16 protein-coding genes are annotated in these 22,707 nt (G+C 42.5%); 7 read left to right on the forward strand and 9 right to left on the reverse strand.

Translation table 11 applies throughout. From position 1 onward, the window contains the following. Positions 1-77 precede the first annotated feature (77 nt). The 6 genes from ITG09_17645 to ITG09_17670 all read right to left on the reverse strand — a co-directional run bounded on the left by ITG09_17645 (position 78) and on the right by ITG09_17670 (position 8,437). Positions 78-1,535 (reverse strand): phospholipase D family protein, encoded by a 1,458-nt coding sequence (locus ITG09_17645; protein UPR54776.1) that lies wholly within the window; start codon positions 1,533-1,535, stop codon positions 78-80. Positions 1,536-1,614: 79 nt separating this feature from the next. After that, positions 1,615-3,873, reverse strand: a complete 2,259-nt coding sequence (locus tag ITG09_17650) for a carboxylesterase/lipase family protein (protein ID UPR54777.1) — start codon at positions 3,871-3,873, stop codon at positions 1,615-1,617. A gap of 128 nt (positions 3,874-4,001) precedes the next feature. Continuing rightward, positions 4,002-5,660, reverse strand: coding sequence for a hypothetical protein (locus tag ITG09_17655; GenBank protein UPR54778.1), 1,659 nt, complete (start codon positions 5,658-5,660; stop codon positions 4,002-4,004). A 322-nt stretch (positions 5,661-5,982) separates the two neighbouring features. Then, complete coding sequence (locus ITG09_17660) at positions 5,983-7,338, reverse strand: FUSC family protein (protein UPR54779.1); 1,356 nt, start codon at positions 7,336-7,338, stop codon at positions 5,983-5,985. Positions 7,339-7,347: 9 nt separating this feature from the next. Beyond that, positions 7,348-8,214, reverse strand: a complete 867-nt coding sequence (locus ITG09_17665) for an HlyD family secretion protein (GenBank protein UPR54780.1) — start codon at positions 8,212-8,214, stop codon at positions 7,348-7,350. Positions 8,215-8,224: 10 nt separating this feature from the next. Beyond that, positions 8,225-8,437: a DUF1656 domain-containing protein gene (locus tag ITG09_17670; protein ID UPR54781.1), complete on the reverse strand. Its 213-nt coding sequence runs from the start codon at positions 8,435-8,437 to the stop codon at positions 8,225-8,227. A 472-nt stretch (positions 8,438-8,909) separates the two neighbouring features. On the opposite strand from ITG09_17670, the gene aspT reads away from it, so the two are divergent. The 7 genes from aspT (at position 8,910) to ITG09_17705 (ending at position 17,768) form a co-directional block, all read left to right on the forward strand. Next, positions 8,910-10,625, forward strand: coding sequence for an aspartate-alanine antiporter (aspT, locus tag ITG09_17675; protein UPR54782.1), 1,716 nt, complete (start codon positions 8,910-8,912; stop codon positions 10,623-10,625). Positions 10,626-10,788: 163 nt separating this feature from the next. Beyond that, positions 10,789-12,387, forward strand: a complete 1,599-nt coding sequence (locus ITG09_17680) for a bifunctional aspartate transaminase/aspartate 4-decarboxylase (protein ID UPR54783.1) — start codon at positions 10,789-10,791, stop codon at positions 12,385-12,387. A 209-nt stretch (positions 12,388-12,596) separates the two neighbouring features. Beyond that, positions 12,597-13,454: a pyridoxal kinase PdxY gene (gene pdxY / locus ITG09_17685; protein UPR54784.1), complete on the forward strand. Its 858-nt coding sequence runs from the start codon at positions 12,597-12,599 to the stop codon at positions 13,452-13,454. A gap of 217 nt (positions 13,455-13,671) precedes the next feature. After that, positions 13,672-14,844 (forward strand): patatin-like phospholipase family protein, encoded by a 1,173-nt coding sequence (locus tag ITG09_17690; GenBank protein ID UPR55202.1) that lies wholly within the window; start codon positions 13,672-13,674, stop codon positions 14,842-14,844. Between the two features lie 16 nt (positions 14,845-14,860). Further along, positions 14,861-15,286, forward strand: a complete 426-nt coding sequence (locus tag ITG09_17695) for a hypothetical protein (protein ID UPR54785.1) — start codon at positions 14,861-14,863, stop codon at positions 15,284-15,286. Positions 15,287-15,444: 158 nt separating this feature from the next. Continuing rightward, complete coding sequence (locus ITG09_17700) at positions 15,445-16,350, forward strand: LysR family transcriptional regulator (protein ID UPR54786.1); 906 nt, start codon at positions 15,445-15,447, stop codon at positions 16,348-16,350. Between the two features lie 257 nt (positions 16,351-16,607). Beyond that, positions 16,608-17,768, forward strand: coding sequence for a BamA/TamA family outer membrane protein (locus ITG09_17705; protein ID UPR54787.1), 1,161 nt, complete (start codon positions 16,608-16,610; stop codon positions 17,766-17,768). Positions 17,769-17,857: 89 nt separating this feature from the next. Here the strand turns inward: ITG09_17705 and ITG09_17710 are convergent, their stop codons facing one another. From ITG09_17710 to ITG09_17720, 3 genes are all read right to left on the reverse strand, one after another. Beyond that, entirely contained in the window at positions 17,858-18,415 is a 558-nt protein-coding gene (locus ITG09_17710) for a PhnA domain-containing protein (protein ID UPR54788.1), read from the reverse strand. A gap of 264 nt (positions 18,416-18,679) precedes the next feature. After that, positions 18,680-21,211 (reverse strand): fumarate hydrolyase, encoded by a 2,532-nt coding sequence (locus ITG09_17715; GenBank protein ID UPR54789.1) that lies wholly within the window; start codon positions 21,209-21,211, stop codon positions 18,680-18,682. 18 nt (positions 21,212-21,229) lie between these two features. Next, entirely contained in the window at positions 21,230-22,483 is a 1,254-nt protein-coding gene (locus ITG09_17720; GenBank protein UPR54790.1) for an outer membrane protein transport protein, read from the reverse strand. Between the last annotated feature and the right edge of the window lie 224 nt (positions 22,484-22,707).

Here is a 22,707-nt window from a genome sequence, read left to right on the forward strand (position 1 = left end):
AGAAAGCCGCGAATTACGCGGCTTTTTTTGCATTTGGACAGGTGAAAGATTAAAAACTAAAATTCGAAGCTCGACACTTAAAGCTCGAACTCGCCATTCATTTTTCGAAATAACCAATCTGGTACCTTGTTCCATGAACTGTAGTTTGGATTCTTAGTATGGATTTGTTCGCCTGAAGCCCAGATAGTCTCACCTGATTTTTCTCGCGTCACAGCCCAGAACAAATCCTCTTTCTGAAGCGTTAAGTAGTAAGTCACTTGCTTCGCAAACTCTTCACTGTCAATCAACACACCAAACTCAACGTTGAGAAAGTCTGATCTTGGGTCGAAGTTAGAAGAGCCAATATAGGTGACACGCTCATCTAAAATTACTGTCTTGTTGTGGTAGTAAGTATCTACATGAAAGTAGTGGTCATCATTGATAGCTTGGCTTTTGTACTCGTAGATACTTATGCCCTTATCGAGTAAAGTCTGGCGGTGCTTTTCGTAATACGCAGGCACAAAGCCCGAATCATTAGAAGCCGATGAATTGGTCAGTAAGGTGACTTCAGCTTGGCTCTCTCTAAGTGCATCGATGAATACAAACTGGTTATCGCTTGGCACCATGTAAGGCGTAGAAATCATAGCCTTAGAAGGTGTCGGTACTTTTTGCTTCATTAAGCGCTCTGTACGTTGACGAAAGTAGGGCTTGTTGTCATTCAGCTTCTCTAATGAATCAAATAAAGGCGTTACCGATGCGTTAATAAACCTTGGTTCGCTCAGGCGATTTATCTGTTGTTCGACATCGAAAGTAATCGGCTTTTTATTCTTCTCACCTTTATTTATAGCTTTGGTAAACGCTTTGTATTGGCCTTGTTCTTTGACTTTGATTCGTTCTCGAATTGGCACGACATATTGGCTGTCCCAAAGTGCTTGGTAATTGTTGTCGAAAGACGCGATTACGTCACCTCGAAACAAAACGTCCATATCAAAGAAGTTGGCATTCTCGCTATAGCCAAAGTAATCATTGCCGATGTTTCTTCCGCCTAAAATCATCGAGTGATGATCAACATTGAAGTACTTCTCGTGAAGCCGATTATCCAGTTGTTTTTGATGAGTGGAGAAGTTGAACGCACGACCAATCCAGCCCGCTTTACGTGACTCAAAAGGATTGAATAGTCGAATCTCTATATTAGGGTGTGAGTCCAATTCCGCTAGCCATTTATCATTAAAGACCAGTAGGTCATCTAAGGTAAGTCGGACGTGAACATCACGATCCGCCGCTTGCTTTAGCTCGTTTAGAAGCATCAAACCTAGCGTGTCACGCTCCCAAGAGAAGTAAGTCATATCAATCGAGTGTTGTGCTTGGCGAACGAGGTCGATGCGACGAGCGAAGGCTTCTGGCGCTGTCGGGATCAGGTACACCTCAGCGTGATGTTCTGTGCTTTTCCAGTTTGCTTCGAAGTCAGGTTCAACATCGGGATAAGGTTGGGCGCAGCCAGTAACTAAGATCGACAAAAATAGCACCATCAGCGCGTGAATACGAGTGAAGTACATTGTGATGTTCCATAAAAATAGGGTAGAGGTGACAATGGCCAGATAACTGGCCATTGCGGGAGTGGTTGATGATTAAACGTTAGTCCTGATTAGGGACTTCGTAATCAGACATGTATTTTAAGGTAAGCCCAAGATCATTTAAGCCTTGAAGTCTACCGTTAAGCATACTGCTATCTTCAGATTCGTTGAATCGAACATCCCAATTGTCTTCAATGGTTATTTGACCGTCACCATCGACGAACAGTACATTATCTTGTTGCTGGCTGTACTCATAGTCTGTAAACAGATTGTCGCTGAACCATAGGCGAGACATGTCGTTCATCAAAGCTTGGTCTTTTGAACTTAGGCTCACTTCTGAACCGTCTAGTTTATACGGTTTGTTGAAAATAAACGGCAGTTCTGAACCACCACAAGCACCGGATATACAAGCAAACGTTTTTAGCAGGTCACCGATATCTAAATCGCCATCTTCACCTTGAGTGTTGTATGTCCAAACGTTGAAGCTAGGCTTGAACGCAAAATGGTACATTGAAACTGGAGCGTATACGTCAGCGGTTTCAGTCGAACGAATCGCTTGGTTACGTGCTGGTGCTTGGAATAGCATGTTATTCATCAGTATTTTGAACTGAGACATGTTCTGCGCTGCACCACTCAGTTCGTTTTCCAACGCAGGAGTGTAGTCTGCGAGTTCAAGCAATGCGTTATTCATTTCAGAGTTACCTAGGCCAAAAAACAGCTTTGTCACGGCTTCATATGCGGTGGATGGTAGTAAATCCAGCACATCACCGAGTTCGATCTGTGCTTGAACTTCTGCAGCAGACATTGCTGACACCATATCGATAATGCGTTGCTTATTGCCATTAAGTTGCAGCCATACTGCGAGATCTAAACCTTGATTGTTTTCGCTTAGCGATTCAAAAGTACCGTTGTCCACATCTTCCTTTAATAGATCCAAAATGGTTGGAATTAGGAATGTCAGACTAGGCAGCATAGCCATCGTGTCCGCATCTTTTTCATTGTTACCAATGACGGTTGGTACTGAAAGGTTATCCAGCGCAGGTTGTGAGACCAGGTGATGACCTTTAGAAAATATTGATTTGTATTCGACATAGGGTGCGAAAGGTAACAAATTTGTCATTGGCGTATTATTGTCTGCACTTAATAATGGTATGCCGTTCTGCAATGTTAATACGCTGTCGACAACCCAATCTAATGTCTTGTTAATAGGGTCGAGTAATGTGTCACGCTGTGCTTCCATAATCGCACTGAGTGGTAGAGCTTTTTGTAGTTCTATGTAGTTGTCTACACAAAAGGTAGTCTCCACTTTATCATCCATCCCATCGACAATCGGCTTTAATATATCGCTGATATCATCAGGTAGTAATGGTATTATGAAATCTAAAGTATCCTTGATTTTGTTATCATCTGTCTTTGTTTCGAAAACACCAGTCGCTTCACAAATAGAAGTACTATTTGCTTCTGCTGAATCATAACTTTGATATTCAAAGCCATACGCATTACTTTGCATGATTGAACGTTTGAAGTAACCATTGTCACCGGCGATTGGCTCTTCACTATCGATTTGTTGAAGTATGCCCACAGACATCGCACCTGAGCCTTGTCCCATCAAAGTGACATCCTCAGCATTACCTCCAAATTTAGAAATGTTCTTGTTCACCCATTGAAGCGCACGTTTTTGATCACCAATGCCGAAATTACCACCTTTTTCGTCGTCTACCCACATAGATCCCAAAAGACCCAAACGGTAGTTAAATGTCACGTAAATAAACGGGTTACCTTCATCCGCGCCTTGCGCTACAACCGTATCACCTTGGATGAGCGGCTCTGCACCAGAACCGTATTCAAAGTCACCACCGTGGATGAATACATAAACCGGTAGGTCTGCATCAGCATCTACGCCTACTGGACGCCAAATGTTAAGGTTCAAACAGTCTTCAGATTGTGTCTGTGAAATGGTTTTTAATTGTGGGCAAGCATCACCAAACGAAGTGGCATCGACGATGCCTGCTGAGTTCAGCAGCTCAGTCACTTCTACAATGCCACTGTGGTCAAAACGTTCAGCTTTCGCAAAACGAATACCTTTAAAGGTTTCAACAGAAGCCAGTTTGTCGTCTTCGGTATTTGAAGTTATAACCAGCTCTTCTTTGGTCGCTTTAATCGTTACGTCACCGATTTGAGCATCAAATGGTTCAGCGGGTGCCGGAACTAAAGGTTCGGGCTTGTCTGGGAATGGAACTGTAGGGGCAGTATCAGTATCGCAACCTGCTAACGCAGCAGCAATAGTAAGGGCGATCATAGAGCGGTATGCAATAGTCATAAAAAAGTTTCCACAATAGTATTCGGCGTAGTCTGTTTAATCGTCATCTACGTAGTAACAGAGCTACAAAATTTCTTATCAAAAACAACCTGGTTTTAAGGGCTAGGCTGGTATCCCAAGCTCAATGACTAGAATCGGTAGCCAAGATTCAGCGTTACAGCCGAACGAGTTTCACCTTTGTTGTACAACACGGTCATGTTGTAATGCTTGCCGATCTGTTTGTTAACCCCTGTCAGGAATGCCCACTGATCGATGTCGACACCAACGTCATAATCAAATTCGATGTCATCGGTTTTTACAGTGCCTTGCATACGAGAATTTAAACCTTGGTATTCAGCACCAACGAAAAATTGAGCTCGATAATCGACAAACTGGTAACCCAGCATGGGTTGAACCGTAACAATGCCATCGCCCCAATCATCTATTCCTTTCAGGCGTGTTTGTGAATAAGTACCTGTAACTGAGGCAAAGAACTCTTTGTAACCAACAGATAATGTGGTGCCCGCACCGCGCAAGTCATATTCAAGATGAAGTGGTACATTCAAACGACCACTGTTACATAAGGCAGAAACACCTTCGCAAAGTGCGTTACCTAGCCCAGGCAATTTGTCATTGAGTTTGTCTTTTAGATATTCACCTGCTGCGCCGGTATAAGCCGCATCCACATTCGCATCAACGTTTACCTTTCCTACATATCCGAATACATTCCAGAATGGCAGGATATTTACGTCACCGCGTATCGAAATGCTTTCTGCTTTAACTGTCGCAACGCTATCTTCAGGATCAAATAAGTCATTTAAGCGAACACCACCAATCACGTAATCAGTCATTGGAACGTCCATGTCTTGGTTGCGATAAGCCACTGATACACCGAATGGAAGAGGCAAATCAATGCCTTGACGGCGCACCATGTCACCCATTAATGGGAAAATGCGGTCTAACTTCACGCTCGCTTCTAACATTCGTGGATCTGATACTTCTTGAAGTCTCTCTTCGTTGACCACTTGTACGCCGTTATCGTCTTCATAAAACGCGACGGGTTCAACTAAACTCGTCATCTTCATGGGTTTGTTCTTTGATGTACCTATGACTTCAGTTGCTTTACTTGCAATAACAACCTTTCCAGAATCCAATGTGTGGAACTCAATCTCTTGACGATAGTTTTCTACTTTGTATACGTGGTGATTAAATGGCTTATCGTTAGTGATCAGCATGCGCTTAGGTACGCCATCGATTAACTCAATGTCGACATTCAAAAAGCGGAAATACGCGATGTCTTGAGGCAGTCCATACTTCGAATAATCGAAGCTGATGATTACTTTGTTATCGTCAATTTCTTTCACGCGCACTGAAGATGAATCAAAGCTTTCTGCGTAATCACGTAAACGATATTCGGTACGTGTGAACGCTTCGATCTCATCGAGTAAGTTTTCGTTCTCATCGAGTTCTTCTGGGTTGTATTTGATACGAAGATCGATGTTGCCTTTGCTGTCGGTGTTCTTGACAAGGTAGACGCTTGAGTCACGAACTTCATCACCAACTTGCAGAGTACGATGTGCGTGTTCAACTAGGTGCTCACCTTGTACTAGTGAGCTGATTGCTAGCTTTGGCAATTCATGACTGATGCCATATTTGTCGAACAGTACTCGACCTTGCTCTTTGACTTCGGTGTAAGTCTTGGTTTCTGTTGCTGACGCAAAAGTGGGAGTAGTAAGTAATAGGGCGCTCGCTAACACAGAAAGAGTATGGGTCTTACAGGCGCTGTTGCGGATTTCAAAAAAACTCATGACGGTTTCCACGCTGAGTGGCCTCAAACCTTCGAGGCTCAAACAGTCGATGTAAAACTGAACTTCGTGTTCAGTTGTTATGTATCTATCCATTAGGATTGCTAGTGTGAATGTCGCGACTAAAAATGCATTGCGTCAATCAATGAGAGGATTTTAAGAGTAGGTGGCAGATCGCGTTAATCGCGTTTGATGGACGCTATCCTACGTTAATAAATAACCATCATAATATTTTGATTTATATGGTTTTTATCGGATATAAAAACGGCCTGCTAAGTGAAATACTTGGCAGACCGTATTGTTGTAGTGGTTTATGTATCAAGCTTTAAGCGGTGACCTTCACTCTAAATAGATCAGTAAACAGCTTGGCGATCATTAAAATAATTAAAATATTAACCAACATTAAAAGCGGTGTTTCAATTTGGTAAACGGGCGTAAGGTTGAGAGCTCCAGATGTAAGAACAACCAATAAGTTAATACCCAAAATTCGATGTATCATGAGCTTAGGTGTCGCGAACACTTTCCAAATCACCATAATGTTAAGGAAGTAGAATAGACCCAGCTCCCATAACTCTGTCATTAATGGCATCACAAAGATGTACTGCAACAGAATCACCGATCCTGTGCCCAAAACACCATAGAAGGCATCCTTAATAACGCTTGGTGGCATGGTCGGCACCATAGAAGAGAATACACCGGCTAACATAGGAAATATAAAACCACCCGGAACTGGAAGATAAATCCAAATCAAGAGCGATGTGATAAACATCGACACGCCTTGCAGCACTTTGCGTCCATCTTCATTCAAATGTTCAACAAACGTGCGATGAGCATGATGCCAAGACACTTCTTTATGATCACCCATTACATTAGGCTCACCTTCCACAAGCGATTGGTCTGGTGTTAATACATCGAACGTCTTCAAGTTGTTAGTTAGAACTGTCCATTGGATGCCTAAGTCTGATTCGATGTTACTTTGTTTGAGTAATGTATCCTGGATATGCGCCATTTCATCGATGCGCAAACTCCATGCTTGGATGTTCTCTTTAAGGTGGTAACTTCCGGTCAGTGGCAGATCTAAAAGTTGATACAGCTTATCAATATTCGCAGTGTTGCTTTCAAGTGCGGCAATGTCGATGTCGCCTGTTTTTTCCATCGCATCTAACAACGCTTGTTTACTCGTTTCGAAACGTTGTACAAAGTTGAGCTCTGTATTCACAGGCCACAGGATGCGATACACAAAAGAGAACACCACAACACCTAGTAGTGTCTCTTGAAGTCGAAGGACAGCAAAATGAAAGGTGGTTTGGCTATCAAACCCACCCATGCAAGCAACAATCGAACACACGGCAAATCCAATTGAAAAGATATAGCCGTATTTCTCGTCGCTCGACATGAAGATACACACCCCAAGGAACAGGGTGAAAAATGTTAGAAACAAGAAACGATCTTGAGAAAACATGGCGATAAGGAAGAAGGCATAACCGGTCCCTAACAAGGTTCCCATTAACCGGTTATGGCCTTTGTTTATTGAATGGGCAAAGCTCTCGTTCAATGCCATCACTGCAACGGCTATCGCCGCCCAATACGGTTTTTCCCAACCAAACCACAACGCTAGGCAGATTGCGATAACGATAGAAAGTGCGGCTTTAATCGCGTCTTTAGTCGATGCAGTGAACATAAGAATCACCTAGCTATTTTTGATTATTTTGATTGAGGCAGTCATACCAACACGCAGTTGTACGTCTTCTGGTATTTTGTCTAACTTTACTTTGATAGGGATGCGTTGAGCTAGACGTATCCATTGGAAGTTTGGATTCACGTTTGGCAATAAATCATTACCTGTGCTGCCATCTTGCTTAGCAATACCAAAGCCAATGCTTTTTATATGTCCTTCTAGTTGAACATTGTTGTGCATCATTAAGGTGACATAGGCTGTGTCCTGAGCATCGACGCCGACTAAATCAGTCTCTTTGAAATAACCTTCAATCCAAAAGCTATCTTCATCAATTAGCGCAACCACAGGTGAATTCGCGACGACTTGAGAACCCACGCGTGGGGTCAGGTTAGTAATATAGCCGTTAGTCGGTGCATATACTTTGGTGTACTCAAGGTTAAGATGTGCTTCTTCTACGTTGGCTTTTGCCAGTTCGACATTCGCGGTGCTGGTTTCTACCGCGTTGTTTAAGTTGTTTAGAGTGAGCACGGGGACGGCACCGGGCGTTCTTTTCTCTAAATTCAAGGCACGTTGTTCTTCGTTTTTGGCTTTAGCGAGTAGGGCAAACGCTTGTTTTTGAGTCGCAAGTGCTTTTCTGTAGGTAGCCTTGTAAATACTCGGATCGATTTCAAAAAGAAGATCGCCTTTCTTCACTTTCGAGTTGTCTTCGACATGCACTTCAATGACTTGCCCCGTTACTCGTGGTGTAATCGAGACAATATAAGCACTAACTTGTCCGTCTCTAGTCCACGGGTTACTTGAATACGACTGGTAATAGCTATAAACCACAGTTCCCGCAGCAGCCAATAATAAAAGTGTGATGAGATAACGTTTGATCACAGTAAGTGCCTCAAAAAATGGTAATAAAATGGCCGATAGCGCCAGTAAAAATCACGATCAAGCTCAGTTCTGCTATTGCAGGAAAGGCGACGTACTTATGAAGGCCAAACCTAGTAGCGATTGACCCTGTTAGCATGGTCAATATGTAAGCCAGTGCGATAACCAATAACAGCGGTGGGAAGTAGACTTCACCCCACACAAGTTCATGTGGCATTGTGTTCATGGTTCTTTTCTCTATTTGTTTGATGAATACAAAGATAACGGAGTTCAATTTATTGTGATAATCGCGTAAAGAGGACCGGATCCATCAAAAATCCGACTTTATTCGGTGACTATGCCAACTGCATGTTTGTTTAGTGCTGAAAGCCAGTAAAACAAGCGTAGGTAGGTTGTTACTCTGGATGTTAAAACACCTGATTAAATTTGATTTCGAAAATTATCTATTTTTGTTGGCTTTAGACAAATTAAGTTAAAACAATCACTTCAGAGGTAAATCACACTTCAATAACTCTCCAAACAGTCGAAGTGATGATCTGATCCATCAAATGAGATTACATATTAAAACCTTTTTTTCTTAATATTCGGTTCGAAGCAACGAGATGCTTTGTTTATTTTGAATAATCCAACAAATATCATTATTAAGTTATTCGTTAGATTATTTACTCCTTATATTTAGTAACAAGAGTAAATTTGTCATGGACATTATTTCTAATCTATTTGACATGGCACCATTTGTCGCACTATTTATTACACTCTCATTAGGTTATATGGTTGGTAAAATTACTATCGGCCGATTTGTTTTAGGCGGGGTAGCCGGAACATTATTAATGGGCGTAATTATTGGGCAATTTGGTGTTCAGATTGATCCCGGCGTAAAAAGTATTTTCTTTGCGCTCTTTATTTATGCTGTGGGCTATCAAGGCGGTGCGCAATTCTTTAAAGCCCTTAACTTCAGAACCATTAACATTCTGCTCTCTGCGGTTGTTATGACGGTTTCAGGCTTATTGTGTGTGCTGGCTGCTGCATGGTTATTTGATCTAGATAGAGGTACAGCTGCAGGTCTAGCGGCTGGTGGCTTAACTCAATCTGCGATCATTGGTACTGCAGGCGATGCGATTGCACGTTTAGGCGGTGTATCTGAAGAAGCCAAGCACATGATGCAAACAAACGTAGCAGTTGGTTACGCGGTAACATACATCTTTGGTTCTTTAGGACCAATCTTGATGGTGACTTGGGTATTCCCAACGCTCATGAAGTGGGATATCCGATCTGAAGCTATCGCTCTAGAAGAGAAAAACTCTAACGGCAAACGCGATTTAGCAGACGGCGAATTTAACGCAGTCACCGCTCTAGTGACACGTGCTTTTAAAGTAACTCACGACGATAAATTGGTTGGGAAAACGCTAGCACAACTGAATCAATCATCACTTGCTGCGTGTATCGAACTTATTGAGCGCGACGGAAAAGAGCTAAGTGCAGACAAGTTCACTGCGCTTAAAGCAGGCGACCTTGTTGTGGTTACCGGCCGTAGAAATGCGGTTCATGAGCTACAGAGCAAGGCACAAAGCAATGAAGTAGCATTACCGGAAAGCTATGAAGTTATTGAAGAAAATCGTCAACTTATCGCTGATAACCGCAAGCTAATAGGTCGCTCGCTAAAAGAAATCAAAGACAGCTCAAACGAACGCTCATTCCGCGGCGTGTATGTGACAGACTACATGCGTGCAGGTACTTCAGTGGCGATTACTGAAGACCTTATTGTTGAGAAGAACGATGTTATCCAGCTAACGGGTACCGCTCAAGACATTAACCGAGTTGAAAAATACATCGGTAAGCGAATGGGTTCTGCGACTATGACTGACTTCATCGTACTGGGTTTCGGTATGGTGTTGGGCCTTCTTATTGGCTTAATTAGCTTCACGATTGCAGGTATTCCCGTAACGATTGGTTCTGGCGCAGGTTGTTTGATCTCTGGTTTACTTGTTGGTTGGTTACGTAGCCGAAACCCACATGTGGCTCAGTTCCCAGTGGGTGCAGCAAACTTCATTCGTGACTTTGGTCTAGCGGCATTTGTAGGTATTGTTGGCCTACAAGCAGGCCCTCAAGCGGTTGATACCATCAAAGAACACGGTATGTCACTTCTGTTCTTGGGTATGGCAGTCACCATCATTCCACAGATTATTTCATTCTTCTTCTCGTACTTTGTGTTGAAGATCAAGAACCCAGTAGAAGCTTTAGGTTGCGTGACTGGTGGTCGAAGTGCAAACCCAGCATTCGCAGCATTGATGGAAAAAACAGGCAATGCAACGCCAGTATTTTCGTTCACCGTGACTTACGCTGTAGCCAACGTGTTACTGACTCTATGGGGACCAATTATCGTCGGTATTATTACCGTTAATGCGGGTATGTAATTGAACCTAAGAATTCATTACAGATTTAAAAGACACTAAAAAATTATCACCTTATTAAAAGACCTACCCAATAACGAAATAGGGTAGGCCTGAATAATCACACTTAAGTAAAGCACTTCATTCTAATTGAAAGTGTTTAAGATTAAATTATTAGGTAAATATCATGACTACACAAAATACAACTATCGACTTTTCTAAATTCGCTGATTTAAGCCCGTTTGAATTAAAAGACAAATTAATTGAAGTTGCGCAAACAGTGCCAGACCGTACTTTATTAGATGCAGGTCGTGGTAATCCAAACTTCCTAGCAACATTGCCACGTAAAGCATTTATTCGCTTGGGTGAATTCGCCGTAATGGAAGCGGAACGCACGTATTCATATTTAGATGGTAGCTTCGGCGGCATTCCAGATGGTGTTGGTATTGTTGAGCGTTTTGATTCTTACGCAAACAACAATCAACAAAACCCAGGTGTTCAATTCATTGAAAAAGCTCTGAGCTACGCAAAAGATCGCTTAGGTATCGAGAAGCAAGTGTTCTTAAATGAGCTAGTGAATGCGTACTTAGCGTGTAACTACCCAGTACCACCACGCATGCTGACGAATATCGAAAGCGTTGTAAAACAATACATTGCAGAAGAGATGTACGGTCCAATGCCAATGACGACAGATTTCGATCTGTTTGCAACGGAAGGTGGTACGGCATCGATGACGTATACGTTCCAAACCATGTTTCACAACGGTCTACTAAAGAAAGGCGATAAGGTTGCGTTAATCACACCGATCTTCACACCTTACTTAGAAATCCCTGAGCTTTCAGAATACGAACTAGAGATTGTAGAGCTTCGTTTAGATGAGACAACATGGCAGCTCCCTATGTCTGAAATCGAGAAGCTTGAAGACGAAGACATCAAACTGCTGTGTGTGGTAAACCCAGCAAACCCTGCATCAGTGAAGTTCTCTGATGAGACTCTGAATAACCTATCTGACTTCGTCAACACACAACGTAGTGATCTGTTCATTATCACCGATGATGTGTATGGCACATTCGCAGACGATTTCGTTTCTCTGTTTGCCAAACTTCCATACAACACACTTTGTGTTTACTCATTCTCTAAGTACTTCGGTGCGACAGGTTGGCGCCTTGGCTCGATTGCGATTCAGCACAACAACGTGTTCGATGATGCAATGCGCAGCCTACCAGAAGCTCGTCAATTGGAACTGGATGATCGTTACAAAACGCTTGACCCAGAACCACGCGGTATTAAATTCATCGACCGTATTGTTGCAGACAGCCGAAGCGTGGCACTTAATCACACTGCTGGTCTTTCACTACCACAACAAGTTCAAATGGCGCTGTTCTCATTGAACTGCCTAATGGATTCAGAGCAAAACTACAAAGAATCGTGCAAACGCATTATTCGTGAACGTTACAAAACTCTGTATAAAAACATGGGTATCGAAATTGAAGAAAACAAAGATCGTGTGGACTACTACACATTGCTTGAGCTCGACACTTTGGGCGGCAAATTGTACGGACCAGCTTTCGTTGAATGGTTCAAAGCGAACGAGAAGGGCAAAGACTTCTTGTTCCGACTTGCACACGAAACTGGCGTTATCTTGCTTCCAGGCAAAGGCTTCGATGTAGTGCACGCGTCTGTTCGTGTATCGCTAGCTAACCTGACTCACCATGAGTATGAACTGATTGGTCGCGCAACTCGCAAGGTGTTGGATGAGCACTTCACTGAGTTCCAAGGCGCATAAGCTCTAATCAGGCTTAGAATCGAATTCATGATTTTAAGCCAATGATGTTCAAATCACTAAGAATAAGCCTCGACGATGTCGAGGCTATTCCGACCAAATAAGCACAGTGGTTAGAAGGCAAAAACTGCTTCTCTGACGTTCCGTTGTGTTTATTTAGTCGTCTTACCCTAGTAATCCAAAATCTAATTCAAACTGAAAAAGAGCGGCGTATGAAAAGTATTATTTCTATTCAATCTCACGTGGTTTATGGGCATGCAGGCAACAGCTCTGTGGTTTTTCCAATCCAAAGAATGGGACTCGATGTGTGGCCAATCCATACCGTTCAGTTCTCTAATCACACTCAATATGAACAAGGTTGGGCGGGACAAACATTCAGTTCAGACGATATTCGAAACTTAGTTCGAGGCTTAGACAACATCAGTGCATTGAAAGATTGTGGGGCGGTTCTATCGGGTTATCAGGGAAGTGCAGACCAATGCAAAGCGGTTGCCGAGGCGGTGAACCTCATCAAAGAAAAGAACCACAGTGCACTCTATATTTGTGACCCTGTAATGGGAGACCCGGACAAAGGTTGCATTGTTGATGTAGGTGTTAAAGCGGCTATTGCTAAGCATTTGCTACCTATAGCTGATGTGATCGTACCAAACCAATTTGAGCTGAGTGAATTGACCGACACCAAAATTCACTCGCTTTATGATGCGGTTACAGCCTGTAAGAAAGCTCTGGAGCTTGGGCCAAAGATTGTGCTAGTGAAACATCTACACTCATTACCGGACGACGCATTCAGTATGATCCTCGCAACGAAAAAAGCATGCTATTTAGCTCAACGACCGAACATCGAATTTGATAAGCAACCAGTTGGTGTTGGCGATCTTATTTCGGGCTTATTTACTGCGGGATTAATGAAAAAAATGTCTCCGGTGGCTGCACTCCGTCACGCAAACAACGCCGTCTACGGTGTATTGGAGCTGACTAAGAGCTATGGCACTTGGGAACTACAAACGGTTAATGCTCAATATGAATTTGTTGAGCCTACCCACGATTTCAACGTAGTTAAAATAGGCTAGAGCGTTTAACTACAACAGTGTTTAAGGCGAAGGCTAACAGGGCGAAAATCGATGGATAGCGTCCTACAAACGAGATTACGAGTTGAGCCCGATTCTAGCTATATTACGACCACAAAGAGATGGACTTCACTTTATCCTATTTATTAACTTCTCTGCTTTTTAATTTTATTAAACAGAGTCTCTGAATCACGTTAGAGAAAATTAAATGAGCCTAAATATGAACCGTCTAATCTCTTCGGGTCTTACCGTTGCTTTGTCATTTCTAGTAGTGGCTTGTAGTTCACCTCACACACTGGATGTACGCGTAAACAAAGACAATTACAAAGACGTCATTGTAGAAGATGCATCATCAGTAGAAGAGCCACTGCGTATTTGGGCGAGTGAGGCGCCAGACTTCTTATACTCTGCAGACGATCAAACCACGCCGATTACCGTATCAGGCGATCAACTGAACATCTTGGCATTGTCAGGAGGTGGCGCAAACGGAGCTTTTGGTGCGGGTATCTTAATAGGGCTTGAAGAATCAGGCCAACTGAAGGAATACTCGATAGTGACTGGCATCAGCGCAGGAGCATTAATGGCACCGTTTGTGTTTATCGGGGGAGATGCGTTTTCGAAGATGAAAGAAGTAATGTTGAACATCAATGATAAATCAGTGCTTGGAAAAAAGAACTTTTTAAACACTGTCTTTAAAGATGCGTTTACCGATGGAGAGCATTTGTACCAGTTTATTGCTGAGGCTTTCCCTGAACCGATGATTGAGCAAATTGCAACGCAACATCGCAGCGGCAAACGTCTGTTTATTGGCACCACACATTTTGATTCTGGTGAGCTTGTCATTTGGAATGTGGGCGCAATAGCAAACAGTGACATGCCAAATAAGTCTGAACTCATTTATAAGGTCTTGGCGGCAAGTGCTTCCATTCCCGGAGTATTCCCACCGCAGTTTATCAATGTGGAACATGAAGGTGTAATTTTTGAAGAGTTGCACGTCGATGGTGGCTTAGCGACTCAAGTGTTCTTCAATCCATCTAACTTCGATTATCAACAGATCTCAGACTTACTTGGGTTAGAGGCGCCACCACAACTCGATATTATTCGAAATGGCTCGCTGAAAGCACCGTATCACTCGCTCAGAGATAAGGGACTCGATTTGGTAGCAAAGAGTGTATCAAGCCTGACTCTTGCTCAGACGCGTGGTGACCTATATCGAATGAAATACATCAGTGAAATCAACAACATCGGTATGCAATTCACTTATATGGAACACGACTTTGGATATGCGAAACGTACCAAAGACATGTTTGATGAACATTACTTATTAACCATATACGAATATGGTTATCACAAAGCAACTCAGGGTGAACCTTGGGTAACCGAATTACCGTAATTAGGGAGATTGTAAAATGAATAAAACAGCATTAACGCTACTTATCATGGCAACGTCTAGCGCTGCAGTGGCACAAAATGGGACCTCAATGGATCAAGAGAAAGTCGATAATGACATGCTACAACTGGTCGACGTTCAACAACAAGCGGCCTTGGTCATGGTTGAAGAAAATTCAGATTACGTGGCGATTGATTACATTGGTCTGTGGGTTGAAGTGAACAATTACGTTACACACAAAGAAGCTAAGCAACGCCAGCTTCAAAAGAGCACCAAGAAATACATTTATTCGCAAACGGGTGAAACTCTAGAGTCTATTGAGCAGCGTATTGCTGAACACATTCAAGCAGATCAACCTCGATATTTCAGTGTCGATGTTTACCGCAATTACCACGGTGATTCAGGCGACTTTAACTACCTAGCTCGAGTTATCGAATACATTTAAGTTATTCGTTACACATTAATGATATAACCTACTGACTTAAGTAGGTTTTTTTGTTTCAAACAGACGAATTTATTCCACTATTATTATTCTTACAAAGTAGATATTTCGTCAACCTGTGATAATTTAAATACATAACGACTAAAAGTAAGCACAACAAAATGAATTTCAGTATTGAACAACTTCTCGCATTTGTGACCGTCTATGACCAACTGTCTTTTAGTAAGGCTGCGGTTAAGCTTAACAAGCATAGAACAACAATCGGCCAAGTTATTACAAACCTTGAAGACCAACTCGCGGTAAGTTTATTTGAAAGAGTTGGAAGGTCGGTTAAGCCAACAGAAGATGGCCATCACCTTTATCACTATGCTAAGCAAACGATTGAACAAGCACGCACTTTCGACAAGGTAGCCTTGAGCTTGTCTTATGGCGGTTTGGAAAACATTACTTTTGCTTATTCAAGTGTGATACCTCATCAAATCCTTGTGGATATTCGAAAGAAGTTGCGTCGTGACTTCCCTATGATGCGAGTGAATTTTCTAGTACGAAATAAAAAAGACATTAAACAAGGCCTTCAGAGCGGTGAGTATCATTTTGGACTGGTCAACGTGCATGACAGTCGTGGAATACACAGTTTTGATGCCACCTTTTTAGGCCATATAGAATTTTTTCCTTTCGTCCAAAAAAATGGCGAGTTTTCTACTTTAGCAAAAGAAGATGTACTTTTAGCGCTAAGAAATGCGAAGCAGTTTGTCTTAAGATCCTTCATTGAAGAAGGAATGTCCGAAAAAATAATCGTTAGTTCTGACAATGAAGAAGTTGACCAATTAGCGCTGGTTATCAAAATGGTTGAAGCAGGTCTAGGGTGGGCGCTTCTACCAAAAACGTTCGCTCATTCTGAATTTTCGCATTACGACATCGAACCTATACAATCGTCTGAAATGGAACAAGGATTTAAATTTGGCTTTGCACTGTGGTGCCCTCATTCTAAACAAATTAGTGAAGTTAAGTCATCAGTATTATCAGTTATCAAAGAAAACGTAGAGCGATTGCTAAAGCGAGATTAATAAACCAATCACACAGTTATTTTTTATAGAGGCTCATTTATATGAGCCTTTTTCATATTTGTTATCATTAGAATGATTTGATTTTGTAGGGCGAGATCCTCCATATGAGAGTAGGGGAAATATTAAGAGCTAGTTATTATGCTTGCGCTGCCAAAGAACTATCTTTGTAGCAAAATGTTATTATTTTTAATGTTTATTGCACGGAAGCAAATTTTCAACCGAGGTTCGCGCCTCGGTTTTTTTTTGAGGCAATTAATATGAACTGCAGTGGTGTGCTTGCGTTATTTTCAAGCTCTTTATTGATCCCTTTTTCTACTATGGCGTCTTTTTACGATCCTGTGGATGGAAAGTTTGATATGGGCCATCACATCGCAGAAAATGCGACGGGCTTTTTGCCTATCCCCATTCTAATTACCGAACCTGCGGTTGGTTACGGTGGTGGTGTTGCTGGGTTGTTTTTACACGAAAGCGATGAAGAAAAACGAATCCGTAAAGAAGCCGCGTTAAAGGCCATTGATGGTGGTGCGCAGCTTGTTCCGTCTGCGATGAGTGTTGTTGGTGCTTTGGGAACTGAAAATGAAACCTGGTTTGTTTTTGGCGGCCACAGACGTTCATGGTTGAACGACTCAATTCGTTATACGGGAGGTGGCAGCTTTGGTGTTGCGAACATCGATTTATATAAGCAATTTTCCCTTGGTAACAAAGAATTAAACTTGAAATTTGGCACATCAACTTCGGTCGCGGTACTTTCACAAAAGGTGCAATTTAGAATCGGTGATACACCTTGGATGATTGGTTTGAAACAGTTATTAGCCAAGTCTAAAGTTGAATCTGATAATCGTTTGGTCGACAAGTTAATGGAGCTTACCCTAGGCACAGAATCAATGACGTCTGGTTTAGGTATTGAAGCTGAATTCGATACAAGGAACAACTTGTTTTATCCAACAAAAGGATACCGATTTTCTGCAGACTACATGGTATTTGACGAGGCGATTGGTAGTGATTCAAACTATCGAAACTTAAATATTGAATGGGAAGGTTACATTCCAGTGTCAGAAAAGTGGACACTTGGGTTAGCGGGTAACTATCAAAATTATGAACAAGGTGATGGATTTGTGTCTCCAACAGCTAAGCCCTATGTTGAATTAAGAGGGGTGTCTTCATTTCGCTATCAAGGGGATGAAATTGAAACCCTTCAAGGGCAGCTGACTTACAGTATCAATCATCGTTGGAAAGTATCAGGCTTCTATGGTTCAGGAAAAGCAACGGAGCGAGCTGATAAAAGTAACAAGGTGAATGCGGGTGGAGTGGGCTTCAGATATCAAATTGCGAGACGTTATGGTTTGCATCTCGGAATGGATTACGCGATGAGTCATGAAGAAAGTGCCGTGTACTTTAGTGTAGGAAGCGGTTTCTAGAACAACTGAATCGGATTGATTTTTTCCAATAAAAAAGTCGCTAATTATTCATTAGCGACTTTTTGGATTTTGTTCAGCTAAAAGAAGAATTACTTCTTACGGCAGAACTCAGCGATTACGTACATTGATTGACCGCCGTTTGTTTTACCAGAAACAAGCTTAGGATCGTCACCAACGCTGATACCACGGATAACAGTACCCTGCTTAATCACTTGGTTAGTACCTTTGATTGGCAAGTCTTTGATTACTGTTACGTCGTCACCTTTTTTCAGTTCAACGCCGTTCACATCAAGAGGCTTATCATCAGCAGACATGCCGATTTGTGCCCAAACTGACGTTTCTTCTTCAAGGTACATCATGTCTAGCGCGTCTTGAGCCCAACTTTCAGAGTTCAGACGAGTAAGTTGACGCCATGCAGTTACTTGAACTGGCGCTTCTTGACTCCACATGCTGTCGCTTAGGCAGCGCCAGTGGTTGATATCTTTAGGGTCGTCAATCTCACCAAGACATTTGTCACATACCATGATGCCGTGATCCACTGTTACGTGGCTGTGTGGCGGCACTGCGTATGCAGTAAGAGAAGAATCAGAACCACATAGTTCACATTTAGATTGGCAGCGTTCTAGCATCGTAGCTTCAGAAGACATAATGGACTCACATTTATTAGGTATTAAATTACGGGGCTATTATCCACTTTATTTACAATAAATAAAGAGGTCGTACGGTATTCTGTCTTGATTAATTTTAGCTGAGATCAACCATTTGTGTTTTAAAGTTTTATGCAAACGGTTAACTAGGGAAGGTTAGCTAGTCACAGAAACAAAAATGCCAGCGGTTAGGCTGGCATGAATAAGTTATAACTTGGCTTAATGATCTGGACTACTTGCCTTTTAGCTATTAGTTGCTTGTTGCTAATCAATCGTTGCATCAAGCAGTGCAGGGTTAACGGCTAAGCTACCCGTCGCATTACCTTGGGTGAGATTGAATTGCACAATTTGTGACACCATTTCTTCATGCGCGGCACTGTCGTCTTCTGCAGGTAGGTGAGATTTTTGTGGTGCAATCACGGTACTATGCTCAGCAAATGAAGTTCGAGCAAAGTAAGACGCCAATAATTGGCCTGTAGAATTATTAACACTGTTCTTTAACTCAAGTTTGCTAAACAGAGCTTGTGTGCCAGCTGTAGGCAGTTGAGTCGTATTAGGTATTGTCTCATCACCTTCTGCTTGTATGCCAAGTACTGGGCCAGACATAAGTGTCGCAATGTTAATCGGGTCAACATTATCTAACACGGTTTGCGCCGCATAAGTGAATGACGTGAGCGTTGCATCAACCACGGCTTTTGTTTGCTTTTGTTCATCACTTGCGTTTGAGCCGCTGAGCGTTGTATAGAAATCATCAAAGCAATCACCATCGTCAACTGCCGGCGTTTTGTTATAACAATTGACGGCATAATAGTCTTGATAGGCGGTGACTTGAGCACCTATTACCGTATGCTTTATTGTTCCGGAAAATGAGCCAGATTCCAGTAAGAATGGACCGATACCACCGCCTGGATTCGCGAGCGTTGTCGCTTTATAAGCAAGTTCGTCATCAACCGTAATGCCGAATGTCGTATCAATCTTGGTGTTGGCTACCGCTGAAGAGCTAATGCCGGTGATGCCACCAATAGAATGTCCCATCAAAGAGACGTTACTCGTATCTAAAGAGCTAAATGGTGCACCAATACCGTTATTGAGAGCAAGTCTCAAACCAATGCCATCAATCGCACTTTGTCTAATATTGTCACGGGCAACCGGTAAGTACTCAAGGTTCATGTACACAGTCGGTGTGTTTGGCGTAGTCACGACTTCTCCATTTTGTCCAAGACCTCGCTGGCCATGCAGTGGTTGATCAATCGCAACAATGGCATAAGGTTGTTGGCCGGTTTGGATTGCGCCCGCAATATGCTGCAACGCGAAAGCGTAACTGGTCTCTTTTAAACTAGTAATACCATGCTGGTATTGAAGTACTGGAAGGCTGTTACCTACAGGGCCACTAGAAGGGATAAACATAATGACATCAACGCTTTCTACAGAGCGAATCTGTGGAACGGCACTGTATTTGGTTAAGATTCGTTCTGGGTCCAGTTGAGAGCCGTCCGCTAAGGTCAGCTCCGTACCAACTAGATTCTTTTGGTAGTTTGGATCGAGTAGTTGAGTGGCTGGGTCAGTGATACCCAGTACAAATAGTTGCCTTGCTATTTCACCTTTGTCTGCGTCCGAACCAGACGTTAGAACTTTGAGGATCTTGAGGACACTCGGCATGCTACTGCGCCAAGGCTGAGTTTTCCAACCACTGTTCGCTGTGTCATTAGATAGGAAATACGGCAATTTAACTTTAGCACGGTAGACCGTGATTTCGCTGCCCGTTAACTTTAAATCAGCATAATTGGTGGTGAGGGCATTAATGCCACTTGTTCCCAGTACCGCTTTTGCGTATGGATCAACACTTAGTGCGGTATCAAATGCCATGGTATTTGGAATTTGGCTCGCAGTATCAATTTCTATCTCGTAAAGGCTATTGAGCATATCTGCATCAATATTGTTCGGGTTGGCGCTGCCTTGCCAAATCTGAGATTGGGTTGATTCATACCCTAGTGCTAACGCGTTTTTAGTATTTTGCATTACGTTACCTGCTGACGCCGTAGTAAACCAAGATGAGTAGATGATTTCATCTGAGCTTGATACAGAACCATAGCCAGCGAATAACGCTTCAACTTGATGGATGATTTTTTGTGGTAAATCGAGCGAGCCTGCTTGGTCTATATCTGTCGTTTTTAAAGACGCGTAGGAGCTTGATGTTCCAAGTGGTTCATCTGCGCTATCAACAATTGAGTCAGTTAATGCGTAGATGTAGTCAGAGCTAGGATCTAAACCTTTAAGAGGTAAAACTTGTATGGTCTTCAAGTCGCTAGATGCCACTAAGTAGTCAACTCCAGCAGTTAGCGCAGTAAAGTTAGACATGACACCGGTGCTCAGGTCAACATCCACTTTAGCAACTTTTACACCGGCATTTAGGTGCGCGCTAAATGGTGTCGTCCCGTTCATTACAACATCATTCTTAAGTGTCCTATCACTTGGCAGATTCACATTAATAGTAAATGGCATGATAGTACTCCAACCATCAGCTTCTCCCATCGCAACTGCTGGATCATTTAGCAAACCCGTTGAGTCAGCGTCCAACGGAATATTCAACGTATGGTCGTTTGTATCGAATAGGAAAAATGAAGGAAGAGGGATATCTGCTTCGTTGCCAAGAAGTGTAAAGCTAACTGAAGAACTGCGTGCTAATGACTGTTCAATTGCATTTGAATAGATAGAACCAGAGCTTTCAGTATTGTCCCCACAGCCTGCCAGCAGTAATGCCGAGCATACGAGAGATAAAGAAAATTTGTTGTTCATGTAATTATTCCCGTACGGTTAGTTGAAGGTATAGTTAAGTTGTATCGCTGAAAGGTAAGCAGCGCCTTCAGCATCAAATGTTAACTTGTCGTCGGCAGCATCGGTTTCTGTGAATGAACCGCTTTTACTTTGTACGAGTGCAAATGCGGCATCGATAGTCATGTTTTCAGAAACTGTGTAAGTTAAACCCGCTGAATACCACATCCGATCGCTGTCCGGGATACTTAAGGTCGCTTCACCAGCTTGTTCGTCATATGCCAAACCTGCACGTAAAGTCCAGTTTTGGCTAACCATGTAAGTTGCACCTACAGACCATCTCTGATTGTCTTCGTAATGTTCGGTTTTTAGGAAACATTCATTGTTTTTACAATCTGAGCTTGTGGCTTTTAACTCTTTGAACTTACTCCACTTAGTTAACTGCCAGCCATAGTGTATTGCCCAAGCATCGTTAAGCTGATGAAAAGCGGATAATTCGAAGATATCGGGCAGTTCAATTTCAAGACGACCTGTTGTTTTTCCAGGGGCGTCGTTTGCCATTCTTAGACCAGTGTAATCAGTAAACTCACCGTCATCAAAGTCGAGCTCGACGGATGATCGGTAGCCAAAGCCAAATCGGTTGTATTCGTTCAGTTCATACAATGCGCCCACATTCCAACCAAAAGCAAAAGTCTCACCAGTCATCGAGATTAATTTGTCGCTTGGTGAGCCACCAACAGGTAGGCTGCCTTTGTGTCTGTTGAGTTCGGCTTCTGCATAAACAAAGTTAACGCCAGCTCCAACACTAAAACTATCGTTAACTCTGTACGCGATATTTGGATTTAAGTTGACTGAAATCAGTGATGTGTCACCTGCCAAATCACCTGCATAAATATCATCTGGGTAATCAGTAGCTACTCCGTAAGTCGTGAACATGCCAATTCCCCAAGCCCATTTGTCGTTGATAGGATTAATGTAATAAGCAGCAGGGACAATTTGTAAAGGAGCTACATCTGATGATTTTTGGTTGAAGTCGCTGTCATTGATTTTGGTTTGAGTAACGTCTACCTCGGGATCAACGATAGAAACCGCGCCTGAAAATTTGGCTGTATCAAATAGGGTCATTGCGGCGGGGTTTCTTGCTAGTACACTCGCGTTATCAGCTACTGCACCTTCACCTGAAAAGGCACGACCAAGACCTGAAGCAGAATGCTCAGCAACTTGGAAGCCAGCCGCAAGTGAGTTACATGCAAATAGTACTGAAAGTGAAACGAGAGAGCGTTGTATTGTTTTCATCCTTGACCCTCCTAGGGCATCGAATTTCATTATTATCGTTTGAAAACACACTGAGCATTGTTGGTGTTGAAGCTCTAATGTAAATAGCATGTTAAATTCATGTTTTATATAAAGTCAAAGAAAGAGTTGTTATTTTGTGAGGTTATATTTTTGAGGGGCGGCACTTTAACACTAATAATATAATTACAATCAATGGTTTGTTCGTGGTTGGAGGTGTGACCAGA

It is taken from the genome of Vibrio cyclitrophicus, assembly GCA_023206055.1.
Taxonomy (GTDB): Bacteria; Pseudomonadota; Gammaproteobacteria; order Enterobacterales; family Vibrionaceae; genus Vibrio; species Vibrio cyclitrophicus_A.

Bases quoted from the DNA above. Each gene is read 5' to 3' on its own strand.
- ITG09_17690 (UPR55202.1), top strand. From the start codon at position 13,672: ATGAACCGTCTAATCTCTTCGGGTCTTACCGTTGCTTTGTCATTTCTA.
- ITG09_17680 (UPR54783.1), top strand. From the start codon at position 10,789: ATGACTACACAAAATACAACTATCGACTTTTCTAAATTCGCTGATTTA.
- ITG09_17670 (UPR54781.1), bottom strand. From the start codon at position 8,437: ATGAACACAATGCCACATGAACTTGTGTGGGGTGAAGTCTACTTCCCA.
- ITG09_17645 (UPR54776.1), bottom strand. From the start codon at position 1,535: ATGTACTTCACTCGTATTCACGCGCTGATGGTGCTATTTTTGTCGATC.
- ITG09_17650 (UPR54777.1), bottom strand. From the start codon at position 3,873: ATGACTATTGCATACCGCTCTATGATCGCCCTTACTATTGCTGCTGCG.
- pdxY (UPR54784.1), top strand. From the start codon at position 12,597: ATGAAAAGTATTATTTCTATTCAATCTCACGTGGTTTATGGGCATGCA.
- ITG09_17700 (UPR54786.1), top strand. From the start codon at position 15,445: ATGAATTTCAGTATTGAACAACTTCTCGCATTTGTGACCGTCTATGAC.
- ITG09_17715 (UPR54789.1), bottom strand. From the start codon at position 21,211: ATGAACAACAAATTTTCTTTATCTCTCGTATGCTCGGCATTACTGCTG.
- aspT (UPR54782.1), top strand. From the start codon at position 8,910: ATGGACATTATTTCTAATCTATTTGACATGGCACCATTTGTCGCACTA.
- ITG09_17710 (UPR54788.1), bottom strand. From the start codon at position 18,415: ATGTCTTCTGAAGCTACGATGCTAGAACGCTGCCAATCTAAATGTGAA.
- ITG09_17720 (UPR54790.1), bottom strand. From the start codon at position 22,483: ATGAAAACAATACAACGCTCTCTCGTTTCACTTTCAGTACTATTTGCA.
- ITG09_17655 (UPR54778.1), bottom strand. From the start codon at position 5,660: ATGAGTTTTTTTGAAATCCGCAACAGCGCCTGTAAGACCCATACTCTT.
- ITG09_17695 (UPR54785.1), top strand. From the start codon at position 14,861: ATGAATAAAACAGCATTAACGCTACTTATCATGGCAACGTCTAGCGCT.
- ITG09_17660 (UPR54779.1), bottom strand. From the start codon at position 7,338: ATGTTCACTGCATCGACTAAAGACGCGATTAAAGCCGCACTTTCTATC.
- ITG09_17705 (UPR54787.1), top strand. From the start codon at position 16,608: ATGAACTGCAGTGGTGTGCTTGCGTTATTTTCAAGCTCTTTATTGATC.